Annotated in this window: 24 protein-coding genes; 8 read left to right on the forward strand and 16 right to left on the reverse strand. The window is 33.2% G+C overall.

Annotated features, from left to right (window positions below; translation table 11 throughout):
• Window positions 1-4 precede the first annotated feature (4 nt).
• From P8K68_RS05195 to purH, 8 genes are all read right to left on the reverse strand, one after another.
• A complete protein-coding gene (locus P8K68_RS05195) occupies window positions 5-481 on the reverse strand; it encodes a hypothetical protein (protein WP_300248615.1) in 477 nt (158 codons plus the stop codon).
• Window positions 482-562: 81 nt separating this feature from the next.
• Window positions 563-1,189, reverse strand: coding sequence for a peptide deformylase (gene def / locus P8K68_RS05200; RefSeq protein WP_300248616.1), 627 nt, complete (start codon window positions 1,187-1,189; stop codon window positions 563-565).
• Between the two features lie 37 nt (window positions 1,190-1,226).
• Window positions 1,227-2,504 (reverse strand): rod shape-determining protein RodA, encoded by a 1,278-nt coding sequence (gene rodA, locus P8K68_RS05205; protein WP_300248617.1) that lies wholly within the window; start codon window positions 2,502-2,504, stop codon window positions 1,227-1,229.
• On the reverse strand, window positions 2,504-4,441 hold the full coding sequence (mrdA, locus tag P8K68_RS05210) for a penicillin-binding protein 2 (RefSeq protein ID WP_300248618.1): 1,938 nt from the start codon (window positions 4,439-4,441) through the stop codon (window positions 2,504-2,506). Before mrdA ends, rodA begins: the two co-directional genes overlap by 1 nt.
• The gene (locus tag P8K68_RS05215; protein ID WP_300248619.1) at window positions 4,438-4,944 is read right to left on the reverse strand and encodes a rod shape-determining protein MreD; all 507 of its coding nucleotides are present in this window, start codon (window positions 4,942-4,944) and stop codon (window positions 4,438-4,440) included. Before P8K68_RS05215 ends, mrdA begins: the two co-directional genes overlap by 4 nt.
• Window positions 4,945-5,760, reverse strand: coding sequence for a rod shape-determining protein MreC (mreC, locus tag P8K68_RS05220; protein ID WP_300248620.1), 816 nt, complete (start codon window positions 5,758-5,760; stop codon window positions 4,945-4,947).
• 17 nt (window positions 5,761-5,777) lie between these two features.
• Window positions 5,778-6,806: a rod shape-determining protein gene (locus tag P8K68_RS05225; RefSeq protein WP_019388210.1), complete on the reverse strand. Its 1,029-nt coding sequence runs from the start codon at window positions 6,804-6,806 to the stop codon at window positions 5,778-5,780.
• A 351-nt stretch (window positions 6,807-7,157) separates the two neighbouring features.
• Window positions 7,158-8,690, reverse strand: a complete 1,533-nt coding sequence (purH, locus tag P8K68_RS05230) for a bifunctional phosphoribosylaminoimidazolecarboxamide formyltransferase/IMP cyclohydrolase (protein ID WP_300248621.1) — start codon at window positions 8,688-8,690, stop codon at window positions 7,158-7,160.
• 275 nt (window positions 8,691-8,965) lie between these two features.
• On the opposite strand from purH, the gene P8K68_RS05235 reads away from it, so the two are divergent.
• Window positions 8,966-9,394, forward strand: coding sequence for a UPF0158 family protein (locus P8K68_RS05235; protein WP_300248622.1), 429 nt, complete (start codon window positions 8,966-8,968; stop codon window positions 9,392-9,394).
• 81 nt (window positions 9,395-9,475) lie between these two features.
• On the opposite strand, the gene P8K68_RS05240 is transcribed toward P8K68_RS05235, so the two are convergent.
• Complete coding sequence (locus P8K68_RS05240; RefSeq protein WP_300248623.1) at window positions 9,476-9,931, reverse strand: GAF domain-containing protein; 456 nt, start codon at window positions 9,929-9,931, stop codon at window positions 9,476-9,478.
• Window positions 9,932-9,999: 68 nt separating this feature from the next.
• On the opposite strand from P8K68_RS05240, the gene xrtF reads away from it, so the two are divergent.
• The 7 genes from xrtF to P8K68_RS05275 all read left to right on the forward strand — a co-directional run bounded on the left by xrtF (window position 10,000) and on the right by P8K68_RS05275 (window position 15,323).
• Window positions 10,000-10,551 carry an exosortase family protein XrtF gene (gene xrtF / locus P8K68_RS05245; protein ID WP_300248624.1) on the forward strand — a complete coding sequence of 184 codons (552 nt, stop codon included), beginning with the start codon at window positions 10,000-10,002 and terminating at the stop codon, window positions 10,549-10,551.
• Entirely contained in the window at window positions 10,544-10,972 is a 429-nt protein-coding gene (locus tag P8K68_RS05250; RefSeq protein WP_300248625.1) for an exosortase F system-associated protein, read from the forward strand. Before xrtF ends, P8K68_RS05250 begins: the two co-directional genes overlap by 8 nt.
• Before the next feature lie 108 nt (window positions 10,973-11,080).
• The gene (locus P8K68_RS05255; RefSeq protein WP_366143730.1) at window positions 11,081-11,431 is read left to right on the forward strand and encodes a hypothetical protein; all 351 of its coding nucleotides are present in this window, start codon (window positions 11,081-11,083) and stop codon (window positions 11,429-11,431) included.
• Window positions 11,432-11,498: 67 nt separating this feature from the next.
• On the forward strand, window positions 11,499-12,221 hold the full coding sequence (locus tag P8K68_RS05260; protein WP_300248627.1) for a MauE/DoxX family redox-associated membrane protein: 723 nt from the start codon (window positions 11,499-11,501) through the stop codon (window positions 12,219-12,221).
• Complete coding sequence (locus tag P8K68_RS05265; protein WP_300248628.1) at window positions 12,222-14,495, forward strand: TonB-dependent receptor; 2,274 nt, start codon at window positions 12,222-12,224, stop codon at window positions 14,493-14,495.
• Between the two features lie 83 nt (window positions 14,496-14,578).
• Window positions 14,579-14,932 (forward strand): heavy-metal-associated domain-containing protein, encoded by a 354-nt coding sequence (locus P8K68_RS05270; protein WP_300248629.1) that lies wholly within the window; start codon window positions 14,579-14,581, stop codon window positions 14,930-14,932.
• Between the two features lie 40 nt (window positions 14,933-14,972).
• Window positions 14,973-15,323, forward strand: coding sequence for a ribose-5-phosphate isomerase (locus P8K68_RS05275; protein ID WP_300248630.1), 351 nt, complete (start codon window positions 14,973-14,975; stop codon window positions 15,321-15,323).
• A 137-nt stretch (window positions 15,324-15,460) separates the two neighbouring features.
• Here P8K68_RS05275 and groL read toward each other — a convergent pair whose 3' ends face one another.
• The 7 genes from groL to miaB form a co-directional block, all read right to left on the reverse strand.
• A complete protein-coding gene (gene groL, locus P8K68_RS05280; protein WP_300248631.1) occupies window positions 15,461-17,092 on the reverse strand; it encodes a chaperonin GroEL in 1,632 nt (543 codons plus the stop codon).
• A 104-nt stretch (window positions 17,093-17,196) separates the two neighbouring features.
• Complete coding sequence (locus P8K68_RS05285) at window positions 17,197-17,472, reverse strand: co-chaperone GroES (protein ID WP_271560433.1); 276 nt, start codon at window positions 17,470-17,472, stop codon at window positions 17,197-17,199.
• 145 nt (window positions 17,473-17,617) lie between these two features.
• On the reverse strand, window positions 17,618-17,980 hold the full coding sequence (secG, locus tag P8K68_RS05290; protein ID WP_300248632.1) for a preprotein translocase subunit SecG: 363 nt from the start codon (window positions 17,978-17,980) through the stop codon (window positions 17,618-17,620).
• A 2-nt stretch (window positions 17,981-17,982) separates the two neighbouring features.
• Window positions 17,983-18,924 carry a hypothetical protein gene (locus tag P8K68_RS05295; RefSeq protein ID WP_300248633.1) on the reverse strand — a complete coding sequence of 314 codons (942 nt, stop codon included), beginning with the start codon at window positions 18,922-18,924 and terminating at the stop codon, window positions 17,983-17,985.
• Window positions 18,925-18,940: 16 nt separating this feature from the next.
• The gene (locus P8K68_RS05300; RefSeq protein ID WP_300248634.1) at window positions 18,941-19,450 is read right to left on the reverse strand and encodes an LptE family protein; all 510 of its coding nucleotides are present in this window, start codon (window positions 19,448-19,450) and stop codon (window positions 18,941-18,943) included.
• A 130-nt stretch (window positions 19,451-19,580) separates the two neighbouring features.
• Window positions 19,581-20,852, reverse strand: a complete 1,272-nt coding sequence (locus tag P8K68_RS05305) for a sigma-54 dependent transcriptional regulator (RefSeq protein ID WP_300248636.1) — start codon at window positions 20,850-20,852, stop codon at window positions 19,581-19,583.
• A gap of 142 nt (window positions 20,853-20,994) precedes the next feature.
• Window positions 20,995-22,440, reverse strand: coding sequence for a tRNA (N6-isopentenyl adenosine(37)-C2)-methylthiotransferase MiaB (miaB, locus tag P8K68_RS05310; RefSeq protein WP_300248637.1), 1,446 nt, complete (start codon window positions 22,438-22,440; stop codon window positions 20,995-20,997).
• Window positions 22,441-22,458 lie beyond the last annotated feature (18 nt).

The following is a 22,458-nucleotide window of genomic DNA, read 5'->3' on the forward strand; positions in this document are numbered from 1 at the left end:
TTTTTTAAAAATTCATGGCTAACCCAAAACCGTTTCCGTTTGCTATGATTTTAAATTCTGGTTTAAATTCATTGTAAGATGTTGCATTTAATGATGCATTATAAGTCGCTACAGCTTCATTAATTTTTTTGTTTGCACTTGAAGAAATTGGAATTCCAATAATTACTAGTCCAGTACCAATACCTGCTAACGCCCAATTGGCTTTACCTCCGCCTAATGCGGTTCCTAATGGCCATCCTATTAAGCCACCACCTGCAAAACCTAATACAGCTGCAAGACTTCGGTTTGTGCGACCTTTTTTTATTAATTCAAAAGCACTGGTATTAGATTCCATAATGGATGCTAAGTCACCAATAGAAATCAGTTCATCATTTTGTGTGTATTTATAACCTCCAAATACTTTTTCGGTATCAATTTTTTGTGCGTTGCAAAGCGTTAAAGTTGCTATAAAAAAAGTTAGTATTAAGATGTTTTTTTTCATTTTTTTAGGATTTAAATCTAGGTTAATGAAGTCTATATTATGAGTTTAAATATAATATTTTATTTGGTTTATTAAAATGGATTAAGGTTTAGTTTCTTTCATTTCTTTTGATAAGTGATCCAAATATAAAATACCATTTAGATGATCTATTTCATGCTGAAAAACAACGGATGTAAAACCATTTACAGTTTCAGATTTGTGTTCTGCATTCATAGTGTCATATTCAATGGTAATAGAATAGGAGCGACTATTAAGGGTGTCCGTTCTATTAGGAATCGACAAACAACCTTCTTTTACTGTTTGTTTTTTCGTAGAATAAGACACGATTTTAGGATTTAAATACACTTCAAAAGGGAGGTTTTCTTTATCAAAACGTTGTGCCCAAATAATATTTTTTAATATACCAACTTGTGGAGCTGCAATACCAACACCCATAGACATGCTGTCTCTAACTGTTGCATAAAGGCGTTTTACAAAATTTTGTAAAATAGGATTTTTTGGATTTGGTTTTATATATGTGCTTTTTGTTCTGAGTAATAGCGAATCTCTCTTGTTATTTATTTTATAAACACGCATAGGTTTTAAGCTATCAGCATTCATAATTAACTTAACCTCTTCCGCAGAAAAAGAATTTTTAATGAGCTTTTTTGAGCTAGAACACCCAATAATGAATAAGCATAAAACAAGAAGCGTAATTATTTTTTTCATCTGAGTGATATAATTAAAAGTGGATTATCGACCGGAGCTACCATTCGTTTATTTTGTTTGAGTCTAACTTTATAAAAATAAAGATTAAAATAGTAAAAGCCCAGAGGCCAGAGCCTCCGTAGCTAAACATAGGTAAAGGAATACCAATGGTTGGAATTAAGCCCATAACCATCCCAATATTTATAAAGAAATGGATAAAAATGACAGCCGCTACGCCATAACCATAAACCCTGCTAAATTGTGATTTTTGTAATTCTGCTAAATGTAAAATACGTAGCAAAAGCAATACGAAAACAATCACAACAAAGGCACTTCCTAAAAACCCCCATTCTTCGCCAACGGTACTAAAAATATAATCAGTGTGTTGTTCTGGAACAAATTTTCCAGTAGTTCGTGTGCCTTCCATAAACCCTCTTCCTGAAAAACCTCCCGAGCTAATGGCTTTCTCAGACTCATTGAGGTTATAGGCAAAAGTACGTTTCATTTGTTCTAGCTTTTCAGGATCTTTTTCTAAACGTAACCAAAGGCTTATTCGATCTTGTTGATGAGGTTTTAAAATACTTTGGTAAAAGAATTTCACTCCAAAAGTTACAGTAAAAGCAACTATTAATATAAAAGCAGATTGAAAAATTCTAAGTTTTTTTTTGCTTAAAAAATGAAAACTAACTACAAGTATTAAGGCAATAATGGATGTTATAATAGCTCCAAATTTTAAAGATAATATAGATAGTAAAATTATTGAAATACCAATAGTTAAATAATATTTTGGTAAGCCTTCTCGGTACAAAACAAAAAAGAAAGCACCGTAGACAATGGTACTCCCTGTATCATTTTGAAGTAATACCAAAATGGCAGGAATAGCAATAATAATGAATGTTTGTATCTGGTCTTTAAGGGTCTTAATATTCGTATTTAAATCACTAACATATTTGGCTACAGCAAGTGCTGTTGCGGTTTTAGCAAACTCACTGGGTTGGATAGTCATGCCGCCAATAGCGTACCAAGATGTGGCACCATTTACATTTTTACCAAAAATAAAAAGTCCCACTAAAGAGAGCATAGAGAGGATGTAAATAATACTTGAAAATCGTTCGTAAAACTTAGCGTCTACAGCTAGTAAAAGGATAATTAATCCGAAGGTTAAAAAAATAAAAATGAGTTGTTTACCAAAAGGTTGAGAGATATCAAAATAATTTATGGTAGTTCCTGTATGTGATGCCGACAAAATATTCAACCACCCAAAACCAACTAATAGCATGAAAAGAAAAATGGTAATCCAATCGAATTTAAAATGCCTATTGGTATCTCTAACCATCAATTTTTGGATTTATTAATTCGATTCAATTCTTTTTTTAATGTATGGTACTCTTGTTCTTCAACAATCTGTAAAGTAGTGTATCTATTAATTTTAAAAGGTTTGCCAGAATAAGGTTTAGCATACTCATTTTCTAAGCTATGTTTTAAAAGCCATTCTTCTAGATCTTTTCTTGTAGTGTGACCTTTTATGTGTTTTTCAATCATTAAACTTGCTACTTTACCTGCAAATCTGCTTCCCCAATATCCGTTTTCAACAAAAACGGCTATGGCTATTTTAGGGTTTTCTTTAGGTGCAAAAGCGACAAATATAGAATGGTCTGTTAATTGGGTTTTAACACTGTCAATTTTCGCAAAGTTTTCAACTGTTCCTGTTTTTCCGCAAATTTCTATATCTTTTACTTGTAATGAAGCTGCTGTTCCTTTTTTGTAAACTTGCAACATGCCTTCTATAACAGGTTCGAAGTTTACTTTATCTATGGTAGTGTATTTAGGTTTTGTAAACTGTTCTGGCAATATTTCGCCTTCAATGTTTTTTACAATATGTGGTGTATAATAATATCCTCTGTTAGCTATCGCCGCAGTCATATTAGCTAATTGTATTGGTGTAGTAGCTACTTCGCCTTGTCCAATCGCATTGGAAATCGTATATGTAGAATAAAATGTTTTGGGATAAATGCGTTTGTAATAAGCTCTGTCTGGAATTCTGCCTTTTGCTCCAACAAATAAATCGTTATTTAAATAATTGCCTAAACCAAAACTTTGTGCGTGTTTACTCCAGGCGTCAATACCATCAGAAGAACTGCCATTCTTGTCCAGAATTTTTCTGTAAGTTGTTGCAAAATAAGCATTACAAGAGCGTTGAATACCAGTAACCATGTTATTTCTAGTACCTCTGTTACAGTGGCATTTCATAAACCTATTTCCATATTTGTAACCTGCATAGCAAGTAACGGTTTCATCAGGCGTTAATACCCCTTCTTGGAGCGCAATTAATGCATTCATTAATTTAAAAGGAGAACCGGGTTCATATTCCCCTTTCAAACTTCTATTGAAAAGTGGTTTTGCAATATTGTCTTGGTATAGTTTTGTGAAGTTTTTTGAGCGCTCTCTTCCCACTAAAATGCTGGGGTCGTAGCTTGGTGCGGTTACCATGGCTAATATTTCTCCTGTAGCGGGCTCAATGGCTATAACACCACCACGTTTATTTTTCATAAGCAATTCGCCATAAGCTTGAAGTTGCGCATCAATAGTTATGGTAATATCTTTACCTTGCTTAGGAATAGTGTCAAACGCACCGTCTTTGTATGGACCAATATTTCTATTAAATCTATCTTTTTGAATAAATTTAATGCCTTTGGTGCCTCTAAGGGTCTTTTCGTAAGATGCTTCAACGCCTTGTTTTCCTATTAAATCGCCCATTTTATAATAGGGGTCTTTTCTAATATTAGCATTATTTACCTCACCAATATCTCCAAGAACATTGGCGCCAATAGTAGTCTCGTAATTTCTAAGGGAACGTTTTTGGATATAAAAACCATGAAACTTTCGCATTTTTTCTTGTAAAACTGCATAGTCTTCTTTTGATAAGTGCGATACAAAAACAGAGGGTAGCCTGGGCGAATAGTGTTTGGCTTTTTCGTATTTTTTTATAAAACGTACCTTGTCAATTTTTAAAAGATTACAAAACTCAAGTGTATCTAAAGGATCTACTTCTCGAGGAATAACCATTACATCATATGATGGCTGATTGGCTACAAGTAATTGGCCGTTTCTATCATAAACAAAACCGCGTTTCGGGTAGTCATAAACCTTTCTAATGGCGTTGTCTTCAAACAAGTCATTTCCACTAGAATTATAAACCTGAAGGTAGAATAACCTAGAAATAAATAAAACGCCAACAGCAATTATAGTAATGAAGAGTAAAAATTGTCTCATTTAGATTCTTTACTAAAAATTATAGTTACAATAACACTTAATAAAATAGTGAATATACTTGAGAATAACGTTTTTTGAAGTATTAAAATTATGTTAGAAATGCTAAATATTTCTAAAGAAAACAAAACAATATGATGCAACACTGTTAATAGTGTGAAATAGGTGAGTTTTGAGCCAAATTCTACAGTATTAAATCTAATGGTTTGGTGCTCGTAAATCGTTCCGAAAGAAAATTTTAGAATTATTGGACGTATGTATGCTATAAATACGCATGCAGCTGCATGTATACCTCCTGTATCTAAAAACAGGTCTATGGTTAAACCAAGCAGGAAGCTTAATAGTATTAATGCAATTCGGTTGTTTTTAATAGGAAATAATCCAATAAATAGAATGTATATATAAGGGTTTATGTATCCAAAAAAATTAATATGATTTAAGATTAAAACCTGGATAAACACTAAGGTAATAAAACGGATGGTATGTACAGAAAAAATACTATTCATTTAATTATTACTTAGTAAATTGGTTATCTCTTGTTTGTCTGCATTTTCAATAATATAAACGTGCTCAATGTTAGTCATATCATTAAAGAGTCTCACATTAATTTCATAGTAATTTTCAGCTTGGTCTAGTTTAAAATCTTCTATAACACCAACACGAACACCTTTAGGAAATATAGACGAACGACCAGAAGTAATTATAGTATCACCAATACTTACAGGTGAAATTTTAGGAATATCTATAAGTTGAGTGAATTTTGGATCTTTTCCATTCCAGGTTAAAGTTCCAAAATGATTGGTTTTTTTTAATTGCGCACTAATTCTACTTGTGGTATTTAAAATAGAAATTACAGTAGAATAATTACGGCTAGTTTTATCTATAATACCAATAATACCTTTTGAAGAAATAACGCCAAAATCTTGTTTGATACTGTCGTTAGTACCTTTATTTAGAGTTAAGATATTATTGTTTAATGAATAACTATTTTTTATAATATTAGAGCTAAAAAAACGATACGATTCCCCGAAAGTTAGGCTGTCAATAAAAATAGAATCTATTTCTACTTCAGAATTGTGTAGTATGGAACGTAGTCTTTTGTTTTCTTCAGCTAATAACTGATTTTGAGATTTTAAATTGAAATAACTACTAACATTATTTACAGAATTGTAAACACCTCCAGTTAAAAAATTAGCCGAATTAATAAACTTGCTTTTATGATAGGAATGCGATTGAATAGTAAATACCAGCGAAACACAAAACAGCAACAAGAACAACAAAAAGTTTTTGTTTCTTATTATAAAATTAATAATCTGTTGCATGATTTAGTAGGTATTCTCTATTTTATCAATACACTTTTATATTTAGGTAAATTTTTAAGTGTAATACCAGTCCCTCTTACTACGGCGCGTAATGGGTCTTCTGCTATATAAACAGGTAAATCTGTTTTCTGAGATAAACGTTTGTCTAAACCACGTAGCATAGAGCCACCACCCGCTAAATAAATACCAGTATTGTAAATATCGGCAGCTAATTCTGGAGGCGTTTGCGATAAGGTTTCCATAACGGCATCTTCAATACGAAGTATAGATTTATCTAAAGCTTTAGCAATTTCTCTGTACGATATAGATACTTGTTTTGGTTTTCCTGTTAATAAATCACGTCCTTGAACACTCATGTCTTCAGGCGGTAATTCTAAATCTTCAGTAGCTGCGCCAATTTGTATTTTTATTTTTTCCGCAGTACGCTCACCAACATATAAATTGTGTTGTGTACGCATGTAATACACAATATCGTTAGTAAATACATCACCTGCAATTTTAACAGATTTGTCGCAAACAATACCACCCAAAGCAATAACTGCAATTTCTGTAGTACCACCACCTATATCAACCACCATGTTTCCTTTAGGTTGCATGATGTCAACGCCAATACCAATAGCCGCAGCCATAGGTTCGTGAATCAAATACACTTCTTTTCCATTAACACGCTCCGCACTTTCCTTAACCGCGCGCATCTCCACTTCGGTAATCCCCGAAGGAATACAAATAACCATACGTAAGGCAGGCGTAAAGAATTTCTTTTTTAAAGCAGGTATGTTTTTAATAAACATACTTATCATTTGTTCCGAGGCGTCAAAATCTGCAATAACACCATCTTTGAGAGGGCGAATGGTTTTAATGTTTTCATGAGTTTTTCCTTGCATTAAACTGGCTTCTTGACCAACAGCAATTATTTTGCCAGAAATCCTATCGCGTGCTACAATTGAAGGTGCATCAACAACAACTTTATCGTTGTGAATTATAAGTGTATTTGCAGTACCTAAATCTATTGCAATTTCTTCTGTTAAGAAATCAAAAAATCCCATGTGTTATTAAATGTTTTAAGTGGTTTAAAAACGAATCCCGTAAATGTAATAAAAGTTACTAAATATATGACTTTTAAGGGGTTCAAATTCTTGTTAAAATAATGTATACGTTTGTTATACGTTATTTATCGATTTTTAGACTATAAAATTATAATTTGAGCGTTACCCAAAAGGGTCGGGCTTTCACTACTCAATCCCTCCTTCGTCGGGGATTTCAAACATTTAGCCTGCGGTAAGCGCAGTCCAACCGTTTAATCCCTAACGCAGTACTCACTACTTCTATTAAACAGCTTTAGTTGTAATTGATAATCTAGAATTAATTCATGAGATTCCTGCTTTCGCAGGAATTTGTTAGTGTTTAAAATGACGTGTACCCGTCATCACCATAGCAACGCCATTATCATTACAATAATCAATACTTAATTGATCTTTTATAGACCCACCAGGTTGGATTACCGCAGAAACACCAGCATTATTTGCTATTTCTACACAATCCGGAAACGGAAAAAAGGCATCACTCGCCATAACCGAGCCTTTTAAATCGAACTTAAAAGTCCCTGCTTTATGAATGGCCTGTTCTAGAGCATCAACACGACTTGTTTGTCCTGTTCCGCTAGCACATAATTGTTTGTTTTTAGCTAAAACAATCGTGTTCGATTTAGTATGCTTACAAATCTTAGAAGCAAATATTAAATCATCAATTTGAGCTTGGGTAGGGGCGGTATTCGTTACATTCTTTAAATCTTCAGCTTTATCCGTAATATTATTTCTGTCTTGAACTAAAACACCATTTAAACAACTTCTAACGTTTGTTTTTGGCATGTCAATTTCATGGATAACCAGTAAAATTCTATTCTTTTTACCTTTTAAAACGTCTAACGCTTCCGCGGAAAAAGAAGGAGCAATAACCACTTCGCAGAATAATTTGTGAATCTCTTCCGCCGTTGTTAAATCAATTTCTGTATTACTAATCAACACGCCACCAAAAGCAGAAACAGGATCGCCAGCTAAAGCATCAACATAAGCTTGGTGCAAATTATCGCGCTGTGCTAATCCACAAGCGTTATTGTGTTTTAAAATGGCAAATGTTGGCGCATCGTTTTTAAATTCTAACATTAAATTAACCGCTGCATCAACGTCTAAAAGGTTGTTGTAACTTAATTCTTTACCATGAAGTTTTGTAAATAATTCATCAAAATTTCCAAAGAAAAACCCCTTTTGATGTGGGTTTTCACCGTAGCGCAAAACCTTACCATTCGTTTCACTAATTTTTAAAACAGCTTCATCATGATTTTTATTGAAGTAGTTAAAAATAGCCGTATCGTAATGCGAAGACACATTAAATGCTTTTCCAGCAAAACGCTTTCTGTTTTCTTCAGAAATCACACCATTGTTTTCAGAAATCAGTTCTAAAAACTCCCCATAATCATCAACAGACGATACGCAAATCACATCAGCATAATTTTTAGCTGCGGCTCTAATTAAAGAAATTCCACCAATGTCTATTTTTTCAATGATATCTTGATTACTAGCTCCAGAAGCAACCGTTTTTTCAAACGGATATAAATCAACAATTACCACATCTATTTGGGGAATCTCATATTCAACTAACTCTGCAACATCACCATCATGGTTTTGTCTGTTTAAAATACCACCAAATACTTTTGGGTGTAATGTTTTTACACGTCCACCAAGAATAGAAGGGTAAGATGTTACATCTTCAACAGGAACAACTTTAATCCCTAAATCGTTTATAAATTTCTCTGTTCCACCAGTAGAATAAATGGTTACACCTTGTTTGTCTAGTTCTTTTACTATAGGTTCTAAACCGTCTTTACTGAATACTGAAATCAATGCCGATTTAATAGTTTTTTCGTTGCTCATTGCCTTGTTAGTGTTTGGTTATCAAACCTGTCAGGTTTTTAAAACCTGACAGGTTTTTTTATTAAAGTGCAAAAGTACTTATTTCATCTAATAAAATAAGCTCAAGATTCTTAAAAAAGAATGCGTTTTTTTAACGAAAACGTGAAGTTGTTAACAAGAAAATGAAATTCCAAAAAAATAAGCACAAATCCCAATAATTCATTATTTTTAAAATGTGATATTTAGAGTAATCGTTATTAATATTGCAAGCAAAATTGACCAAAAACGTATATTTTATGGAGCATACAAACACAAAATTAATTAAAGAAATTGCAGAAAACTTGGAAATTGGTTGTAATAGTTATTACAATAAAAAAACATATGAACTGATTGCTATACCTAACAATTCGCTAATTATGGATGATGAATCATTCGACGAAACTTTTGGCGAAGATTTCAAAAGAGTAACCAAAAAAAACTCTGGGTTTATTAAAATCGAGGTTTTGGAAAGTTTTGACTCCTTTAAAATTATGGAATATTTTACCGAACAACTTGAGGATAACATATTAAAACAAGCCTTGTTGAGCGCTTTGGAAAGAAAAAAACCATTTCAAAATTTTAACCATATCATTCATAATTCTAACAAGCGTCAAAATTGGTTTGATTTTAAACAAAAAGAGATGGGGAAAATTGTAGAAAAAATTTTAGATATCGAGCGGTTATAAACACATGAAGTTTAACCTTTGTCGACTGGAATATGATTATTAGAATATAGTTTTTGGAATTTTGTTTTTGTTTTGAATTGGCTACATATGCTTCGAAACTTGCGCACAAACAAACTCTAAAAAGCGTTCATCGGCTTCAGAAAATGGGTCTTGCGTGTTAGAATCTATATCAATTTGCCCAATATTAGCACCATTAACAAAAATAGGGACTACAATTTCTGCTTTAACCGTTATACTGCAAGCAATGTAATTATCTTGAGCAGCCACATCGGGCACTACAAAGTTTTCATTACTAACTGCCACCTGTCCGCAAATACCTTTTCCAAAAGGAATCACGTTATGTTCTGTAGGTTCGCCTACGTACGGACCTAAAATTAATTCTTCTTTTTTGCCATTTCTAAAATAAAAACCTACCCAATTGTAATGTTTAACAGAGGCTTCAAGTAATTCACAAATTTCTAAAAGGCGCTCATCATCAGTTTTATTGGTGTTTGTAACAATAGCATTTACTTGCGGTTTAAGTTCTTCAAAATTCATAAATAAAAAAGTTTTGGTAAAAGTATTTAAAAAGGTGTAATTTCGATATCCAGTTTTAGATAAAGTTTTTGAAATCACTTCTTATAAAATACAAGTCGGTAATTAAATTCATCCTTACGTTTTTGTTGGTGTATGCGGTCTTATCTGTGATTTATAAATTGTATTTACAATATTCTGATGGCTCAAAATTTTATCCAGATTATGTTACTCATTTAGTTTCTTTACAGAGTGAATCTATACTTAATTCATTTGGTTATCCAACGCAAGTCTTACCGCATCCCGGTGAACCATCAATGAAAATAATTTTAAATGGTGAATTTATAGGAAGAATCATTGAAGGCTGTAATTCCATAAGTGTGATTATTTTATTTCTATCATTTATCGTGGTCTTTTCGGGAAACTTAAAAACTACGTTTTTCTATATTTTATTAGGCAGTGTTTTGATATATGTTGTGAATTTGTTGCGGATCGTTGTTTTAACACTAGGACTATACCACTACCCTAAATACGGTGATCTTTTACACACCGTTATTTTTCCTGGTATTATTTATGGCATGGTGTTTTTATTATGGATTTTTTGGGTGAATAGATTTTCAAAATTGAATAAAACCAATGCATAAAGTCACTAAATACATATTACTCGCCATATTAGTGTTGATTTTGATATTGATTCGCTTTTATGAAGGCATTTTGTTTTATGATCCGTATTTAGAGTTCTTTCAAAATGATTACCTATATATCGATAGTCCTAGGCGCGAAGTGGCTAAATTAGTTGGTTTTACAACATTGCGTTATCTTCTAAATACAATTATTTCATTGGCTATTTTGTTTGTTGTTTTTAGAGATAAAAGCATTATTAAATTCTCTGTATTCATTTATGCAATTGCTTTTATCGTGCTTATGCTCTTCTATATGTATTTTGTGGTTAATCCGAAGCAAGAAGACTATTATTTGTTTTTTAATATCCGTAGGTTTTTAATTCAGCCTATTATTTTAATTCTTCTATTGCCTGCATTTTACTACCATAAACTAAAAAATTGAATGTTAAACATTCGATAAAAGTCATATTAAGGCTAAGGATTTTTGTAATTTTGTATGGTGATAAACTCTTTTCTACATAAAACACTATCAATAAGTTTATCTTTATTGGTGTTATTTTCAACGGTATCTTTTACTATTGAAAAGCATTATTGTGGAGATATTTTAGTAGATGCTTCTATGTTCGCTGAAGTTGAAAAGTGTGCTATGGAATCTATGGAAATACTTCAAAAGAAGTCGTGTTGCAAAGATGAAATAGATGTTATTCAAGGTCAAGATGAATTAAAATTTTCATCGTTTGAAGATTTAGATTTTGAACAACAACAATTTGTTGCCGCATTTACTTTTTCTTATGTTGGTATGTTTGAAAGCTTAACAAAACAAATTATTCCTCACAAAGATTATTCTCCTCCTAATTTGGTCGCCGACATACACGTTTTAGACCAAGTCTTCATTATTTGATTTTTAGTTTTTATGTTTTCGCTTTCGCGGAATTTATAAAGAATTATTAATCAAATTATTTTTCAAAATGAAACATACATATTCAATTGCAGGCATGACCTGTAGTAGTTGTAAAACATCTGTAGAAGATAAATTAAATGCACTTCCAGATGTTATTAAAGCATCAGTTGATTTAGAATCTTCTGAAGCTATTATCGAAATGTCAAATCACATTTCAACTGAAACATTTCAAAAAAGCTTACAGGATAAATACTTGATTTCAAAAAAAAACATTTTTAATTCATCTACAGAGATTAATTCTGAGGAGAAAAGTGATCTAAAACAATTATTCCCGTTGTTTTTAATTTTTGGCTATGTCATTATAGCTTCTGTTTTGCTTAATATAAAACCTTGGGATTTAAGCGGATTTATGCTCGATTTTATGGGTTTATTCTATATTGTTTTTAGCTTCTTTAAGTTGCTAGATTTAAAAGGTTTTCCTGAGTCATTCAAAATGTACGATCCGTTGGCTAAAGTCATGCCTTTGTATGGTTGGATGTATCCTTTTATTGAAGTGGCATTAGGTGTTATGTTTTTAATGCGTATTGAAATCCCAATAGCATTAGTTACAACACTTGTTGTTTTAGGAATTACAACCATTGGTGTTACTAAAACATTGTTGGATAAAAAATCCATTCAATGTGCGTGTTTAGGAACGGTATTAAAACTACCCATGACCAAAGCCACATTTATTGAGAATACTATTATGATTGTTATGGCAATTGTAATGCTAATTAAAACCTACAGTTAAATGAAGCGATTAATATTTATAATCATAATGCTTCCGATAATTGTTTTTTCACAAGAACATATTTCTGGAAAAATATTGGAAGCGAATGCTGAAAATCAAGAGATAGGTTTAGCTGGTGCGAATGTGTATTGGTTAAATACCGAGGTTGGAACGGTTACCGATGTTGACGGTAGCTTTACACTCGCGTATAAGCCACAATATAATAAATTAGTGATTAGTTATGTTGGTTTTAAAACGGACACACTAACTATTAATGAACCAAAAAGAATAAAACATTGGCTACAATCTACAGATAATTTAGATGCTGTTATGGTGACGTCAAGAAAACAAACCACGGCAAAATCATATTATAAAGCTACAAATGTAATAAATGTGAGTAGTGATGAATTGTTAAAAGCAGCCTGTTGTAACCTATCTGAAAGTTTTGAAACGAATCCATCTATAGATGTTAATTTTGCCGATGCTATTTCAGGTACACGTCAAATAAAAATGTTGGGATTAACGAGTCCGTATATTTTAATAGCAACTGAAAATATCCCTTCCATTCGGGGTGCATCTCAAGCATATGGCTTAAGTTTTATTCCTGGTACTTGGGTAGAAAGTATTCAAATCACTAAAGGTGCGGGAAGTGTGGTTAATGGTTTTGAAAGTATCGCAGGTCAGATTAATGCAGAATTGGTAAAACCTTCATCAGATGATGCTTTATTTGTTAATTTGTACGGTGCATCGAGTGAGCGTTTGGAACTAAATACGCATATTAACACAAAGGTGAATGATAAATGGTCTAGTGGATTGTATATACACGGAAATAAGCATAACAAAGAACATGATGTGAATAGTGATGGGTTTATGGATATGCCAAAATTTAACCAAATTAATGTGATGAATCGTTGGCAATATATAGATACTGAAAAAGGCTTTGTGAGCTTTATTAATTTGAAGTTTTTAAATGATGAAAAGCAAACAGGTCAACTTGATTTTAATCCAGATACAAATAAATTAACCACTAATGCGCTTGTACTGAGCGGAGACGAAGTATGGGGAAGTGAAATTGACACTAGACGTTATGAAATATCTACCAAATTTGGGTATGTAAATCCAGAAATCCCATGGCAAAGTCTTGGGGTGCAAACAGCATTTAGTAGTCATAAGCAAGAGTCATATTTCGGATTGAATGTATACGATATTGAGCATAATAGTTTATACACCAATGCCATATACAATTCAATAATTAGCGATTCTAGGCATAAAATAAAAACGGGAATAAGTTATACTTACGATCATTATGATGAGCAGCTTGATGCAGGAAATTTAGATTCAAATTTTGAAAGAACTGAAAATTCAGTAGGTGTTTTTTTTGAATATAGTTTTGATAATTTAGAATTGTTTAATCTTACCGCAGGTATACGGATAGATCATCATAATTTATTAGGAACATTTGTAACGCCTCGAGTGCATGCTAGATATTCTCCTTGGAGTAAATCGGCTTTTAGAGCGTCTTTTGGAAGAGGAAAACGAAGCGCTAATATTTTTACTGAAAATCAACAATTGTTTTCAACATCAAGGCAAATCAATATTTTGAATTCTGGCGGTAATATTTTTGGATTAGATCCAGAAATTGCTTGGAATTATGGGTTTTCATATTTACAAGGTTTTAATCTTTTTGGACGGAAAGGAGATGTCACTTTAGATTATTATAAAACGGATTTCAAAAATCAAGTGGTTGTGGATTGGGAAAATCCTGGCGAAATAAGTTTTTATAACCTTGATGGAAAAAGTTATTCCAACAGTTTTCAAGTCGAATTTAGTTATAACCCTTTTGAATATTTCGATTTACGCATGGCGTATAAATTTTATGATGTAAAGACGGATTATAATTCAGGCAGGCTAGAGAGACCTTTAACTCCCAAACACCGTGTGTTTGCTAATTTAGGTTACGAAACTGGTATTCAGGAAAATGGAGCGCATTGGAAATTTGATACCACTTTTAATTGGTTAAGCGACCAACGTTATGCCTCCACAAGTAGTAATCCATCGGAATATCAATTACCAGAGAGAACACCAACTGTCGCTACTTTAAACGCTCAAATAACTAAAGTATTTTCTCCAAAATTTGAAGTATATTTAGGAGGTGAAAACATTACAAATCTTAGGCAGTCAAACCCGATTTTAGGGGCCGATGATCCTTTTGGAGCGAATTTTGATAGTACATTTGTATATGGTCCCATTTTTGGAAGTATGTATTATACCGGATTGCGATATAAATTAAAATAAATCTATTCTGTCATGCTGAGTGCAGTCGAAGCATCTCAAAAAGATGTTTGATTTTGGTTCAGATAAAATAAAAAAATGATAACATGAAAAAAATAATAACAGTATTAATAGTCTTAATAACAGCAACCACCTTTGCGCAAAACAAAAATGCTAAAGCCTCTATGGAAGTTGATGGTGTTTGTGGAATGTGTAAAGCACGAATTGAAAAAGCGTGTTTAAATACTAAGGGTGTGAAATTTGCAACATGGAATATCGATTCTCATGAATTAAAATTAATTTATGATGAACGAAAGACTAATGTCGAAACTATTCAAAAACAAGTTTTAGCCGCAGGACATGATGTTGAAGAGGTAAAAGCAACAGATGAAGCTTACGCTACGGTACATGATTGTTGTAAGTATAGAGATGATAAGGTTGTTGATGACCATAATGACTAAAGCAAAAAACTGAATATGATTTTAGAGTTTACTTTTAGTTATGCCTAAAACACAATATCGAATTTATGTTATCGAATTATCAAAACGTGTATTTACTGAAAATGCAAAGTTTCGGGCTGCTAATCCACAATTTAATGGCGTCTTAGAATGTCTGTATGTTGGTATGACAAGTAAAACACCAAAAGAACGATTCGTGCAACATAAAACAGGTTTTATAAACAAGAAAGGATATAAACTATCTTCTGGTATTGTTGAAAAATATGGCTCTTATTTAAGACCTAGTTTATACAATCATATTGATCCAATAGCCACAAGACAAGAAGCACTTAAAATGGAGAAAAACTTAGCTTTGGAATTACGCAGACAACGCTATGCGGTTTGGTTTAATTGAATATAAATTGTCATATTAAAATAAAAAAACGCTTCCAAATTCTGGAAGCGTTTTTTGTTTATAATTTGAGTGCCAAGTTTCTTTTCAAACACGTAATTTCACGTATGAGTAAGTAATCTGTCAGCAGCGTCTCACTGCTACATCATTCCTGGCATGCCACCGCCACCCATTGGAGGCATTGCAGGAGCGTCTTCTTTAATATCAATTAAAGCACATTCCGTAGTAAGAATCATTCCTGATACAGAAGCTGCGTTTTCTAAAGCAATACGCGTTACCTTCTTAGGGTCGATAATACCAGCTTTAAGCATATCAACATATTGTTCAGATTTGGCATCGTAACCAAAGTCTTTTTTGCCTTCTAATACTTTATTGATAACTACAGAACCTTCACCGCCTGCATTTTCAACGATGGTTCTTAAAGGCGCTTCAATGGCTTTGTTTACAATTTGAACACCTGTTGTTTCATCTAAATTATCGGTAGTAATTTTAGCTAAAACGGCTTTTGCTCTTACTAAGGCAACACCACCACCAGCAACAATACCTTCTTCTACAGCAGCTCTAGTTGCATGTAAAGCATCATCAACACGGTCTTTTTTCTCTTTCATCTCTACTTCACTTGCAGCACCAACATAAAGTACAGCAACACCACCAGCTAATTTAGCTAAGCGCTCTTGTAGTTTTTCTTTATCGTAATCAGATGTTGTAGTCTCAATTTGAGATTTTATTTGGTTTACTCGAGCTTTAATGTCAGAGGCATTTCCAGAACCGTTTACAATCGTCGTATTGTCTTTATCAACAGTTACGGTTTCAGCACTTCCTAACATGCTTAAATCTGCATTTTCCAATGTAAATCCTCTTTCTTCAGAAATAACAGTTCCACCAGTTAAGATAGCAATATCTTCAAGCATGGCTTTACGTCTGTCTCCAAATCCAGGAGCTTTAACAGCTGCGATTTTTAATCCACCACGTAATTTGTTTACTACTAAGGTGGCTAATGCTTGACCATCAACATCTTCAGCAATAATTAATAATGGGCGACCAGATTGTGCAACAGGTTCTAGAATTGGAAGAATTTCTTGTAAGTTAGAAATCTTTTTATCGAACAATAAAATGTATGGATTTTCTAAATCTGCAATCATTTTATCAGCATCAGTTACAAAGTAAGGTGATAAGTACCCTCTGTCAAACTGCATACCTTCAACCACATCTACGTATGTTTCCATACCTTTTGCTTCTTCAACAGTAATCACACCTTCTTTTCCAACTTTTCCAAAAGCTTGTGCAATTAACTCTCCAATAGTATCATCGTTGTTTGCAGAAATAGAAGCAACTTGTTTTATTTTTTCAGAAGAATTACCAACTTTTTGAGCTTGCTTTTCAAGATCTTTAGTAATCGCTTCAACAGCTTTATCAATACCACGCTTTAAATCCATTGGGTTCGCACCAGATGCTACATTCTTTAAGCCTTCTTTTACGATAGCTTGAGCTAAAACGGTTGCAGTAGTCGTACCGTCACCAGCTAAATCATTGGTTTTAGAAGCGACTTCTTTTACCATTTGAGCGCCCATGTTTTCATGTTCGTCTCCTAACTCAATTTCTTTAGCTACAGTTACACCATCTTTAGTGACTTGTGGGGCACCAAAAGATTTACTTATAATTACGTTACGCCCTTTAGGACCTAATGTTACTTTTACTGCATTTGCTAATGCATCAACGCCACGTTTTAATCCGTCGCGTGCTTCAATATCGAATTTTATATTTTTTGCCATTTTTTAAGGTTTTTGCTTTAAGCCTTTAGCTGTTTGCTATTGGCCAAGAATTAATATTAATTTTAGTTGGAGCTAAAAGCTAAAGGCTAATAGCAAATAGCTATTTAAATAATAGCTAGTATATCACTCTCGCGCATGATTAAATAATCATTGCCTTCAAGCTTTAGTTCTGTTCCAGCGTATTTCCCATATAAAACAGTATCGCCAACTTTAACTGTAATAGGTTCGTCTTTTGTGCCTGGGCCAGCAGCAACAACAGTTCCTTTTTGTGGTTTTTCTTTTGCGTTATCCGGAATAATAATTCCTGAGGCTGTTTTGGTTTCAGCAGCAGCTGGTTCTATAAGAACTCTGTCTGCTAATGGTTTAATGTTTAATGCCATTTGTTTTATATTTTTGATTTTTATAATTTAAATTAACGCTTAAGCGTTGTACTAAAAATGTGCCAATACTTAGAAACTGACAAACTTGCAGAAACAAAAAATGCCAACTCTTGAAGTTGGCATTTTTTGTTTATTTAATAACTAATTATTCTTCTGTTGAAGCTTCAGGGGCATCTGTTGGTGTCTCAGTGCTAGTCTCCGTTGGAAGCACAGGTAATGGTTGTGTTGTTTGAGCGTCAGGATCTAAAGCTTTAGATTCTGTACCAGCGGTACCTCTGTCAATAGCAACGTTAGATATTAGTATTAAAACTAATAAAAGTGTTGCTAACGTCCATGTGCTTTTGTCTAAAAAGTCTGTTGTTTTTTTTACACCACCTAATTGTTGTGTTCCACCACCACCAAAAGATGATGATAATCCGCCACCTTTAGGATTTTGTACCATGATTACTACGATTAGTAAAAATGCTACAACTACGATAAGGACTAAAAATATTGTAAACGTACTCATTATTATTTATTATTTTGTTCTTGTAATTGCTCTACTGCTTTAATTTGGTTTGCAAAGAAACTACTTTTTTCTGGATATTTCAAACTTAAAATTTTATAAGATTGGATAGCCTTTTTGTAGTTTTTCTGTTCTACATAGATACGTGCTAAAGTCTCCGTCATCAAAGACTCAGGTTGTATCATTTGGGCTTTAGCTAAATTGCCTTTTGAAGAGGTTGTTTTAACGGGACTTATTTTTGGGTTTTGAGTTATAAATTTATCAATAAGTTCAAACTTTTTTTCTTTATCTAGAGTTTCTGAAGTTTTGGTTTCAATTAGATTTTCTTCCTTTTTGGTTTCTCTTTTAATAGGTTTAAAGCGTGTTAATTTTAGCCATTCATTAAAAGAGTGAGTTTCTTTTTTATCAAACTGAAGCGGTTTTCCTAGATGCAATATATCCTCAGCTGTAGCTTCTTGAGTCTTTGTTTCGTCAGTTACAAGCTCTATAGATTCAGATTCATCTAAAACAAAATTTGATATTTTTTTAGGGCGCACTTTTTTGGGTTGAAATAAAGCTGGGTCTAAAACGCCATCTGTATCTTTTATTTGTTGTTTTAGTGCATCATCAATAGTTACGCTTTTATGAATTGAAATGTCTTCAATATGAACATCTATATCTTTAAGATTTTCAGTATTTTTTTTAATAAATTTTGAAATTTCATTTTGAATAAAAGCTTCTGAAGTTATAAAATCAAATAAAATACTCCTATCTGTGGTATAAGCAGCGGTAGTTTTAAGTTCTTGATTGTATGTAATACTGCTTTGGTCTTTTAAGCCTTTTAAGTGTATAGCGCGAGCTGGCTGAAAATAAGGAAACTCATTAATAATAGATTTTACGCCCTCCGTTTGCTCATGTGATATAGCTTTAGGGTTTTGTAATATTGATGTAAAATCTGTTTGTTCCATTGGTTTTAATTAAAAACTACCATTTGGCCAATGTAGCGTTAAAAATATCTTGTGTAATACGTTCAAAAATTTCTTCGTGAGCTGTTGTTTTTTGAGCCCCTGTTAATTCTCCTGTTGCCGGATAATCATAGAAAAATGAAAAGTTTTGATCTAGATCATCTTCTGCTTTTTTTCTATTGAAGAATCTCAGTTTAACGCTAATTGTAAGTCTGTTTTGTGCAGCTCTGTTGTCTGATGTCGCTGTGGTTGGTGAAATTCTATAATCCGTTATTTCGCCTTCATAAACTAAATCTCCTTTTGAAGGAACAAGTGTTAAATTAGTTTGATTTTGTATTAAATCTTCGAGCGCTATTTTGAAATCACGCTCTAAACCTGGCTCAATTAATAACGATGTATTTTCAAAACGATTAACTTGGTAAGTTTCGGTCCCAGCAGGGATTGATGCTCCAGTAAACGAGTAAGCCCCACAAGCAATAAGTGTAAAGCTAAAAGCTAAAAGTAAAAAGTAAAAAAAATAGTTTTTCATATTAAATGTAATACTTCGACTTTAGTTTATCTTGAGCGCAGTCGAAAGGCTCAGTGTAACATTTAGTTAAAAATTGTATAACGAGCAGTTACTCGCTATGTTGCTTTATTAAAATGCCGATTGTCTGTTTTTAAAGATCATATTGTTTAATCTTTCGGTATAATGTACGTTCACTGATGCCTAATTCAGCAGCTGCTAATTTACGTTTTCCGTTGTGACGTTCAAGCGATTTTTTAATTAATTCTAATTCTTTATCATGTAAAGATAAGGTCTCTTCTTCCTCGATTTCTTCTGCAAAGTAATATTTATCTTGAATAGGAGTTGCTTCCTCTTCAATAGATTTGTGCTCAGGAATGGCTATTATATCGTTGTTTTCTAAGTTTTCTTCAAAATCAACATCGTCTTTTTCGTCATTTCCATAGATTTTTTGAATGAGACTTTCGTTATTTTTTTCAACATCTTTAACATTGCCATGCTTCATGAGTTCCATAGTTAACTTTTTCAAGTCGTTAAGATCGGCTTTCATATCAAAAAGGACTTTATATAAAATCTCACGTTCGCTACTAAAATCACTTTCAGATTTTGAAGTTTTTATCACTGCAGGTAAATTGGTTCCCGCAGTTGCAGGTAAATAACTTCTTAAAACTTCGGCTGTAATAGTTCTATTTTGTTCTAAAACAGAAAGCTGTTCTGCTATATTTCTTAATTGACGAATATTTCCGCCCCAGCGGTGTTTTAGTAAAACCTGAATCGCATTATCAGTTAGTTTTATGGTTGGCATTTTATATTTTAATGCAAAGTCGCTGGCAAATTTTCTAAACAGTAAATGTATATCTTCTTGACGCTCTCTAAGTGGTGGTAAGTTAATATCTACAGTACTTAATCTGTAAAATAAATCCTCTCGAAATTTTTCTTTTTCGATAGCTTCAAACATGTTTACGTTTGTGGCTGCAACAATGCGTACATCCGTTTTTTGTACCTTACTAGAGCCTACTTTTAAGAATTCGCCATTTTCTAAAACACGGAGTAAACGTACTTGAGTAGTGAGTGGTAATTCACCAACTTCATCTAGAAAAATAGTTCCACCGTCTGCCACTTCAAAATAACCTTCACGTGTTTGTGATGCGCCAGTAAATGCGCCTTTTTCATGTCCGAATAACTCACTATCAATGGTGCCTTCTGGTATAGCGCCACAGTTAACGGCAATATATTTATTGTGTTTTCTATGAGATAGCTGATGAATGATTTTCGGAATACTTTCTTTACCAACACCACTTTCTCCAGTTACTAAAACTGAAATATCGGTTGGTGACACCTGTATAGCCTTTTCAATAGCACGATTAAGTGATGGAGAATTTCCAATAATACCAAATCGTTGTTTTATAGATTGAACGGATTCCATAGCCCCCTAGCTCCCAAAGTGGGAATTTAAAAGCCCCCTAGCCCCCAAAGTGGGAACTAAAAAACTTAGATTAATATTATTTTGAGTTTTCATTATTTTTATTTTTTTTCATCTGAATAAGAGTTCCTCCCTTTTGGGGAGGTTAGGAGGGGCTTAGCCCCACTGCCTCTCCTATAAGTGTAGCACTCGTGCAATCTGTAACTTTTACATTTACAAAATCGCCTACTTCATAAATACCTTTTGGAAACACACAAACAATACTTTGAGGTGTTCGGCCAGACCATTGTGCATCTGATTTTTTTGATTGCTTTTCAATCAATACTTCAACAGTTTTACCTAGCCATTCCTTGGTTTTGATTTCGCTGTGAATTCTCTGTAAATCAACTATATCTTGCAATCTTCGTTTTTTTGTTTCTTCAGGCACATCATCTTTCATATTTCTGCCAGCCATGGTTCCTGGGCGTTCAGAATATTTGTACATATATCCAAAATTGTATTTTACGTATGCCATAAGGGATACGGTGTCTTGGAAATCGGCTTCAGTTTCGGTTGGAAAACCGACTATGATATCTTGACTGATAGCGCAATTTGGGATTATTCTTCTAATATTATCAATCAAACCCATGTATTCTTCTCGCGTGTGTAAACGATTCATTTCTTTCAGAATACGATTGCTTCCACTTTGTACTGGTAAATGAATATGATTACAAATATTATTGTATTTAGCCATAGTTTCAACAACATCCAAAGTTAAATCTTGTGGGTTTGATGTTGAAAAACGAATACGCATTTTAGGCTGTGCTTTGGCACAAAGTTGTAATAATTTCGAGAAGTTAACCGAAGTGGCTTTTTGTATAGGGGAGGCTTTTTCAAAATCTTTTTTAAGACCGCCACCATACCAAAGGTAACTATCTACATTCTGCCCAAGTAAGGTAATGTCTTTATAGCCTCTGTTCCATAAATCATTTACTTCTTCTATAATACTTTGTGGATCTCTGCTACGTTCTCGTCCGCGAGTAAAAGGAACCACACAAAACGTACACATATTATCGCACCCACGAGTAATGGAAACAAATGCGGTAACGCCGTTTGAATTTAAACGCACAGGTGAAATATCGCCATAAGTTTCTTCTTTTGATAGGATAACATTTATAGCATCTCTACCTTCATCAACTTCGGCTAAAAGGTTTGGTAAATCTTTGTAGGCATCTGGACCAACAACTAAATCGACAATTTTTTCTTCTTCAAGAAATTTTGTTTTTAAGCGCTCAGCCATACAACCTAAAACACCCACTTTCATTTTTGGATTATGGTCGCGTTTTACGGCATTATATTTTTGAAGGCGTTTACGAACGGTTTGTTCTGCTTTATCACGGATAGAACAGGTATTTACCAAAACCAAATCTGCCTCTTCTAGCTTTTGAGTGGTGTTAAAACCTTGATTTGCCATGATGGAAGCAACGATTTCGCTATCGCTAAAATTCATGGCGCAACCGTAACTCTCAATAAAAAGTTTGCGTTTGTTGCCTTCTTTTTGTTCTACAACTAAAGTTTCGCCTTGTTTATTTTCGTCTATTATCTTTTCCATAGTGTATCGATATTCCTA

The sequence above is a fragment of the Algibacter sp. genome (assembly GCF_029245835.1).
In the GTDB taxonomy this organism is placed as follows: Bacteria; Bacteroidota; Bacteroidia; order Flavobacteriales; family Flavobacteriaceae; genus Algibacter_B.